Source organism: Streptomyces sp. HD (genome assembly GCF_028369295.1).
GTDB lineage: Bacteria > Actinomycetota > Actinomycetes > Streptomycetales > Streptomycetaceae > Streptomyces.
Genome location: NZ_JAQMYP010000111.1, coordinates 1 through 8,931, shown reverse-complemented (window position 1 = coordinate 8,931; position 8,931 = coordinate 1). Strand labels below are relative to the sequence as shown.

3 protein-coding genes are annotated in these 8,931 nt (G+C 72.1%); 1 reads left to right on the top strand and 2 read right to left on the bottom strand.

Features of this window, described 5'->3' with window-relative positions:
* Positions 1-14 precede the first annotated feature (14 nt).
* The gene (locus POF73_RS45255; protein WP_272125376.1) at positions 15-3,983 is read left to right on the top strand and encodes a type I polyketide synthase; all 3,969 of its coding nucleotides are present in this window, start codon (positions 15-17) and stop codon (positions 3,981-3,983) included.
* Between the two features lie 167 nt (positions 3,984-4,150).
* Here POF73_RS45255 and POF73_RS45250 read toward each other — a convergent pair whose 3' ends face one another.
* Both POF73_RS45250 and POF73_RS45245 read right to left on the bottom strand, forming a co-directional pair.
* Positions 4,151-5,368, bottom strand: coding sequence for a cytochrome P450 (locus tag POF73_RS45250; protein ID WP_272125375.1), 1,218 nt, complete (start codon positions 5,366-5,368; stop codon positions 4,151-4,153).
* Between the two features lie 151 nt (positions 5,369-5,519).
* Positions 5,520-8,931, bottom strand: a 3,412-nt coding sequence (locus tag POF73_RS45245; RefSeq protein ID WP_272125374.1) for a type I polyketide synthase, incomplete at its 5' end; no start/stop codon positions are given.

Here is an 8,931-nt window from a genome sequence, read left to right as displayed (position 1 = left end):
TGCGGATGGAGCCGATGCTGGCGGAGTTCGCCGGAGTACTGGGTTCGGTGGAGTTCCGTGCGCCGCGGATCGCGGTGGTGTCCAACCTGACGGGCCGGATCGCGGGTGAGGAGCTGACGACCCCGGAGTACTGGGTGCGGCATGTCCGTGAGGCGGTCCGGTTCGCCGACGGCGTCACGGCTGTGCTGGGCCGGGGTGTGGACAAGTTCCTGGAGCTGGGGCCGGGCGGCACGCTGACCGCGATGGCCGAGGAGACCCTCGACCACAGCGGCATCCGCGCTGTCTGCGTGCCCGTCCTGCGGGCTGAACACCCGGAGCAGGCCTCGCTGTTGAGGGCGCTGGGGAGTGTATGGGCGGAGGGTGCCACCGTCGACTGGTCGGCGTCGTTCGCCGGTACCGGTGCACGCCGGGTCGAGCTGCCCACCTACGCCTTCCAGCACAAGCGTTACTGGCTCGACTCGTTCGCGACCGGTGGCGGCGATCCCGCGAACCTCGGACTCACGGCCACCGGTCATCCGCTGCTCGGTGCCGGTGTGAGGCTGCCCGATTCGGACGGCTTCCTGTTCACCGGCAGGCTCTCCCTGGCCACGCAGCCCTGGATCGCCGATCACGCGCTGCTGGGTACCGCGCTGCTGCCCGGTACCGCGTTCGCGGAGCTGGCACTGCGCGCAGGCAGCGAGGCAGGGTGCGAGGTGATCGAGGAACTCACCCTGGAGGCGCCTTTGGTGCTGGGCGAGCAAGGCGGCCGCGCGGTCCAGGTGACAGTCGGCGGGCTCGACGAGACCGGCCGGCGCACCATCGTGCTGTACTCGCGGCCCGACGACGCGGGCGACGACGAGCCATGGCTGAGGCACGCCACCGGAGTACTGGCCGAGCACGGGGGAGTGGATCCTGCCCAGGAGCCGGCCGGGGCGTGGCCGCCCGACGGCGCCACGGAGATCGCGGTCGACGGCTTCTACCGGGACATGGCCGAGGCCGGCTTCACCTACGGGCCGGTCTTCCAGGGGCTGCGGGCCTTGTGGGGCAAGGACGGCGAACTGTTCGCCGAGGTCCGGCTCCCGGACGAGGCCGGCGACACGGACAGCGGGTTCGGTGTGCACCCGGCGCTGCTGGACGCGGCCCTGCAACCCCTCGCCCTCGGTGTCCTCGGCGGTACGGCCGACCGTGAGCCGATCAAGGGTGGCATGCCCTTCGCCTGGACGGGAGTACGGCTGCACGCCACCCACGCCACGGTTGCCCGGGTCCACCTGGCCCCGACGGGACACAACGAAGTGGTCGTCACCGTGACCGACGACTCCGGGCTCCCGGTCGCCACGGTCGACTCGCTGGCCATGCGCGCCCCCGCACTGGAGCAGTTCACCGCCTCCGCACCGCGGCAGGACACACTGTTCGACGTGACGTGGACCCCTGTGCCCGTCGAACCCAAGGCCGTCTCCGGGGAATGGGCGATGCTCGGCTTCGACCCGCTGGAGATCCGCCCGCGCCTGGTCGAGGCCGGACTCACCGGTACGCCGTACCTGGACCCGCAGTCCCTGATCGACACCGTCCAGTCGGGCAAGCCCGCCCCGCCCGTAGTGGTGATGTCCTGCTTCGGCGGCGACCGGGACGGCATCGTCACGGCCACCCATGACGCCGGCCGACGGGTACTGGAGGTGCTCCAGCAGTGGCTCGCCGACGCCCGCCTCAGGGCTTCCCGGCTGGTGCTGCTGACCAGGGGCGCGGTGGCAGCCGTCGCCACGGACCGGATCGAGGACATGGCCGCCTCGGCCGTATGGGGCCTGGTACGGGCAGCACAGTCTGAGCACCCGGGCGGGATCGTCATCGTCGACCTCGACGACGACCCCGCGTCGTACCGGGCACTGCCCGCGGCGCTCGACACCGGTGAGCCGCAACTCGCCCTGCGCGTGGGCGCCGTGAGCGCACCCCGGCTGGCCCGGCACACCCGTGCGCCGGAGGTCTCCCCGGGCTTCGGTCCGGACGGCACCGTGCTGGTCACCGGTGGTACCGGAGCGCTCGGTTCGGTGGTCGCCCGTCATCTCGTGGCCGCACATGGAGTCCGGCACCTGGTGCTGGCCAGCCGCCGCGGGGAGGACGCCCCGGGAGCCGACGCCTTGCTGGCCGAGCTGACCGGACTCGGTGCCGAGGTCCGCATCGCGGCCTGCGACGTCGCGGACCGTGACGCGCTGGCCGCGCTACTGCGGGACGTTCCGGCGGAACAGCCGCTGACCGGCGTCGTGCACACCGCGGGCGTACTGGCGAACGGGACCGTCGAAATGCTCACCCCGGACCAGCTCGACACGGTCCTGCGGGCCAAGGCCGACGCGGCCTGGCATCTGCACGAGCTGACGGCAGAGGCGCCGGTGCGGGAATTCGTTCTCTTCTCCTCGGTCGCCGGCCTGTTGGGCAGCCAGGGACAGGCCAACTACGCCGCGGCCAACGCCTTCCTGGACGCCCTCGCCGTGCACCGGCGGGCAGCGGGACTGGCCGGTACCGCACTGGCCTGGGGCTGGTGGGAGCAGCCCAGTGGCATGGCCGCCGGCCTCGGCCGGGCCGAGCGCGCCAGGCTTGCCCACGGCGGCAGCCTCACCCCGTTCACCACAGAGTCCGGCATGGACGCCTTCGATCAGGCCCTGTCGGCCGGCACCGAGGCCCTGCTCGTACCGATGCGGATGAACACCAAGGCCGCGCCCGCCTCGACCGGGCAGCAGGTACCGCCGCTACTGCGCGGGCTGGTCCGGGCCCCGCAGCGACGGGCCACCCGATCGGACGCGAGGGCCACCTCACAGCTGCACGAGCGGTTGGCCGGCGCGACCGGCGCGGAACGACTGGCCGTGCTCACCGAGTTGATCCGCGGTGAGGTCGCACAGGTGCTCGGGCACAGTGGCGCGGAGGCAATCGAGGAGGGCAGCGGCTTCGTGGAGCTGGGCTTCGACTCGCTCACCTCCGTCGAACTGCGCAACCGGCTCAGCGAACGCACGGGGCTGCGCCTGGCGTCCACTGTCGTCTTCGACCACCCCACACCGGTCGCCCTCGCCGCCGAACTCGGCGACCAGCTGGCCGGCACGGCCGTCGCCGTGCAGGCCCCGCAACAGGCCGAGGACACCGCTGGCCCTGCCGGCGCCGGGGAAACCGGGGACATCGCGGTGATCAACGGGGTGGAAGCCCTCTACCGGCGCTCCATCGAGCTGGGCCGGCTCGACCTCGGGCACAGCGTGCTGAAGAACTCGGTCGATCTGCGGGTGAGCTTCTCCGCTCCGGACGAGATCCGGAACGGACCGACGCTCGTCAGGCTCGCCGAGGGAGGGCAGCATCCGAAGATCATCGGGTTCCCGTCGCAGTCGGTGTGGGCGAGCAACCAGGAACTGGTCGGCATGGCCGTACCGTTGCGCGGCGTACGCGACATGTGGTCCCTGATGCTCCCCGGCTTCGTCACCGGCCAGCCGGTCGCCGCCGATGTGGACGCGGCGGCCGAGTACGCCGTACGACTCATCGAGGAACTGGTCGAGGACGAGCCGTTCGTCGTGGCCGGGCGCTCCTCCGGCGGACGAATCGCGCATGAGGTCGCCGCCAGGCTGGAGGCACGCGGCCGAGCCCCCAAGGGGCTGGTGCTGATCGACAGCTACATGGCCGGCTACGACGCCACCTCCTACATCGTGCCGGTGATGGAGTCCAAGGCCCTGGAGCTGGAGAAGGAATTCGGCCAGATGACCGGGACCCGGCTCACGGCGATGGCCGCCTACTTCGCCATGTTCGAGCACTGGCAGCCCGAAGAGACCTCGATCCCGACGCTGCTGGTGCGGGCTTCGGAGTGCTACGGCATCGAGCCGGGGCAGGAGCAGCCGCCGGCCGAGCAATGGCAGGCTGCCTGGCCACTGCCCCATGACGCGATTGATGTGCCCGGCAACCACTACACCATGCTGGAAGGCAGCGGGGATGTCACCGCGGACGCGGTGCACCGGTGGCTGTTGGAGCGTGACGCGTAGGACTGCCGGCGTCGACGGGCCGTGCTCCCGCACCGGGAGCACGGCCCGTCGCGTGTGCGGGAGAGCACGGCGCCGACTGCGTCGGGTCGGGCAGAAGACGAACGGCAGCGGGCCCAGCAGGTGTCAACCTGCTGGGCCCGCTGCCGTGCTGTGCGCCGAGCGCCGTGTCACCAGGTGATGGGCAGGCTCTCCAGTCCGCGGATGATCGAAGCCGGCTTGAGCCGCAGCTCCGACTCGGGCACCGCCAGCCGCACCTCGGGCATGCGGTCCAGGATCGCGCGGAACGCCTCCTGGAGCTCGATACGGGCGAGCTGCGCGCCGAGGCAGTAGTGGATGCCCGCGCCGAACGCCAGGTGCGGGTTCTGCTCGCGGGACAGGTTCAGCCGGTCGCCGTCCTCGAACACCTCGGGGTCACGGTTGGCCGTGGCGACCGCGGGCAGGACCACCACGCCGGCGGGCAGCACCTTGCCGTTGCTCAGTTCGACCTCCGCGGTGGTGAGCCGGGGGATGATGCCGCCGGTCGTGGTGAGCGGCACGAAGCGCAGCAGCTCGTCGACGGCCTGCGGAATCGCCTCGGGGTTCTTCCGCAGCTTGTCGAACTCCTCGGGATTGTGCAGCAGGGTCACCAGGAACATGCTGAGCTGGTTGGCGGTCGTCTCGTGGCCCGCGCTCAGGATGCCGATGCTCAGCGCGATGATCTCGCGCTCGGTGAGCGTGCTGTGCTCCTCGTCGCTGACCGCGATCAGCTCGCTGATCAGGTCGTCGGCGGGCTTCTCCCGCTTGATCGCGATGAGGTCACCGAAGTACTTCACCAGCGAGACCGTCGCCGCTTCCTTCTCCACGACCTGCTGCCAGTCGCCGAGCAGCGCGTTCGACCAGGCGTGGAACGTGTCCTGGTCGCCGGCCGGCACACCGAGGAGTTCGCAGATCACACGGACCGGCAGCGGAACGGAGAAGCTCTTCACCAGGTCCACCGGACGGGGCAGCGTCTCCAGCTCGTCGAGGAGTTCGGCCACCAGCTCCACGACCCGGGGCCGCAGCTGCTCCACCCGACGCGCGGTGAAGGCCTTGCTGACCAGCTTGCGCAGGCGGGTGTGCTCCGGCGCGTCCATGCCGACGAGCGACTCGTTCATCAGCTTGCCGGACTCGGTCTCCGACATGGCGGCGGCCGCGGCGGCCATGACCTTGCTGCTGAACCGGGAGTCCACGAGCACCTTGCGGACATCGGCGTGCTTGGTCACCATCCAGCCGGTGATGCCGTCCGGGAACTTCACCTCCACCACGGACTCGCCGTCCCGGATCTCGGCCAGCTCCGGGGGCATCTCGACGACCGACGGCGGGTCGGGAAACGGGAACGCTATGGGTTCAGAAGGCGCTTCGGCCATGGATTGCTCTCCAGATTCGTAAGGTTCTTCAAGCACAGAGGAACGACGGGAGGGGACAGGTCGGCCTTCCTCGCAGGCTATGCAGGGTCGGCCCCTACACCCGCCCCCTATGTCGCCCCACTTGCGCGACGTATTCGCGCCAACTGTCCGGTCACTGGTCAGTCGTGCTCCTGGCCATGGCGAGCAACGCCGCCACGTCCATGGACTTGATCTCCTCGCTGCGGTCGGCCGCCTCCGGCTTCGCCTCCTCGTCCCCCGTCAGCGCCAGCAGCGCGTCGAGGAGGCCGTGTTCCCGCAGCCGGTTCAGCGGAACGGACATGAGGACACGGCGTACGGCCGCCTCCTCCTCGTCCTCGGGCCTCCCGGCACCCCCGGCCCCGTCGGGGCACAGCCTGGTGACCAGCAGTGTCACCAGTTCCCCGAGGGTCGGATAGTCGAAGACCAGGCTGACGGGCAGTCGCAGACCGGTCGCCGCGTTGAGGCGGTTGCGCAGTTCCACGGCGGTCAGCGAGGTGAAGCCCAGGTCGCGGAACGGGCGGTCGTTCTCGACCTGGTCGGCGGAGGTGTGGCCCAGCACGGCGGCGATCCGGTCGCGGACGAGCGCCAGCAGGGTCTCCTGGCGTTCCACGGGCATCATGTCCGCCAGCCGGCGCCGCAGTTCGGTGCCCGCGTCCTGGCCCTCGGTCTGTGCCGACCGCCTGGCCGGGACCCGGAACAGACCGCGCAGCACCGGCGGCAGGGAACCGGCCGCGGCCTGCGCGCGCAGGGCTGCGCCGTTGAGGCGGGCCGGGAAGACGACGGGCTCGGCGCAGCGCCAGCCGAGGTCGAACAGGGCGAGGCCCTCGTCCGTGGGCAGCGCGGACACCCCGCGCATCGGTGTGCCCGCCGAGGCGGCCTCGGTGAGGCCGCCGCCCATGCCACGCTCGGTCGCCCAAAGCCCCCAGCCCAGCGAGGTGGCCGCACGTCCGTGCCGGCGGCGGTGCTGGGCGAGGGCGTCCAGGAAGGTGTTGGCGGCCGCGTAGTTGCCCTGACCGGTGCCACCGAGGGTGCCCGCGATCGAGGAGAACAGCACGAAGGCGGACAGGTCCAGGTCCGCGGTCAGCTCGTGCAGATGCACCGCGGCATCCACCTTGGCGCGGAACACCCGGTCGATCAGCTCCGGCCCCAGCGAGGCCAGCAGCGCGTTCTCGGCGGTGCCCGCGCAGTGCACCACCGCGCTCAGCGGATGGCCGGCGGGGATCCGGTCGAGTACCGCGGCGAGCGCCGCGCGGTCCGCCGCGTCGCACGCCACCAACGTCACCGTGGCGCCCAACTCCTCCAGTCGGCCGATCAGTTCACCGGCACCATCGGCGTCCGGACCCCGTCGGCTGAGCAGCAGGAGATGGCGTACGCCGTGTTGCTCCGCGAGCCGGGTGGCGACCAGGGCGCCGAGACCGCCGGTCGCCCCGGTCACCAGCACCGTGCCGGCCGGGTCGAGCGCGTCCAGCCCCGCACCGGGCACGGCGTCCGGAACCTCGGCGGCGGCCGGCAGCCGGTTCAGGCGGGGCACCAGCGCGACCCCGTCCCGCAGGGCGAGCTCCGCCTCCCCCGACGCGACCGCGGCCGGCACCGCCCGCCCGGACCCGGCGGTCCCGTCGATGTCCAGCAGCACGAACCGGCCGGGGTTCTCCGACTGGACCGAACGCATCAGTCCCCACAGCGGCGCGGAGCCCAGCCCGCTCACCCCGTCCCGCTCCGAGGTGCCCACGGCGTCGGTCGTGGCCACCACCAGCGGCACCGGGGCGAGCCGCTCGTCGAGATCCTCGGAGACCCAGGCGCGCGCGGCGTCCAGCACCGCTCCGGCACGTTCTCGGGTGACGTCCGCGAGCCCCGTACCGGCCGGATCGTCGTCGGGCAGGGCCAGGACGACGAAGGACGGCACCGGCCCACCCGCCGTGACCGACGCGGAGAGCGCCGCGAGATCCGGGTGGTGCACGGCACCACTGTCGGCGTCCGCCCATTCCGGAGCCGCGCCCACCACCGCCCACGGCGCCGCCTCGACCGCGGGCAGCGGCACCGGCGTCCACGTCATGGCCAGCAGCGAGGAGTGCGCGGCGGTCGGCCCGGCCTCCGGCGCGGTGAGATCGACCGGCCGCAGCAGCAGCGAACCGACGGTGACGACCGGGGCGCCGGTGCCGTCCACGGCGTGCAGGGACACCGCGTTCTCCCCTGCGGGCGACAGGGTCACCCGCAGGGTGGTGGCGCCGGTGGCGTGCAGGGACACGTCGTTCCAGGCGAACGGGCGCAACGGCCCGGTCCCGGCGTCCAGCAGCTCGCCCAGACCCACCGCGTGCAGGGCCGCGTCCAGCAGCGCGGGATGCAGCAGGTACTCACCCGCCGCCTCGTGCAGTTCCTGGGGGAGCCGGACCTCCGCGAACACCTCCCGGCCGCGTGACCAGGCTGCCCGCAGACCGTGGAAGGCGGGCCCGTAGGCGAACGGCCCGTCCGCCAAGTCCTCGTACAGATCACCGAGTTGGATCCGTTCGGCGTCGCGCGGCGGCCAGGCGGCCGGTGCCGCCTGAGGCACCGGACCGGCCGGGCACAGCACACCCGTCGCGTGCCGGGTCCATTCGGCCGCCGCGAACTCCTCTTCCGTACGGGCGAAGAACCCGATCTCGCGCCGCCCGGAGTCATCGGGGGCGCCCACCGTGAGCTGGAGATCCATGCTGCCGGCCGGCGGCAGCGTGAGCGGGGCCTGCATGGTCAGTTCTTCGACGTGCGGGCACTCGACGAGGTCGCCCGCGGCCACCGCCAGTTCCACGAACGCGGTCCCCGGCAACGGAACCGTCCCCATGACCCGGTGGTCGGCCAGCCAGGGCTGGTCACGCAGCGAGAGCCGGCCCGTCAGCACGAGCCCGTCGGACTCGGCGGGCTCCACTGCGGCGCCGAGCAGCGGGTGCCCGGGGGAGCGGAGTCCGGCGGCTGTCACGTCGCCGGACCCGGAGACGGGCAGCCGCAGCCAGTACCGCTGCCGCTGGAAGGCGTACGTCGGCAGGTCCACCCGACGCGCACCACTCTCGGCGTACAACACCGACCAGTCCACCGGCGCACCCGCCACATACGCCTCGGCCAGCGACGTCAGCAGCCGCCCGGTACCCGCGTCGTCCCGCCGTACGGAACCGGACACATGGGCCGAGACCCCCATACCGTCGATGATCTCCTGCACGGCCATCACCACCACCGGGTGGGGGCTGACCTCCAGCAGGTTCCGATGCCCCTCGTCCAGCGTGGCCCGCACGGCGGCCTCGAAGTTGACGGTCTCCCGCATGTTCCGCAGCCAGTACCCGGCGTCCAGTCCGGCGGTGTCGATCTGCTCGCCGGTCACGGTCGAGTAGAACGCCACCGACGACGACCGGGGCCGGATCTCCGCGAGCTCGGCCAGCAGGTCGTCGTTGAGGGCGTCGACCTGGGCGGAGTGGGAGGCGTAGTCCACCGCGATACGGCGGGCCCGCACGCCATCGCTGTCGCACTCGGCGAGCAGCTCGTCCAGCGCCTCCGGCTCACCGGACACCACCACCGAGGTC

Excerpts from the sequence above, each read along its gene's own strand:
- POF73_RS45255 (WP_272125376.1), top strand. The coding sequence starts at position 15 with ATGCTGGCGGAGTTCGCCGGAGTACTGGGTTCGGTGGAGTTCCGTGCG.
- POF73_RS45250 (WP_272125375.1), bottom strand. The coding sequence starts at position 5,368 with ATGGCCGAAGCGCCTTCTGAACCCATAGCGTTCCCGTTTCCCGACCCG.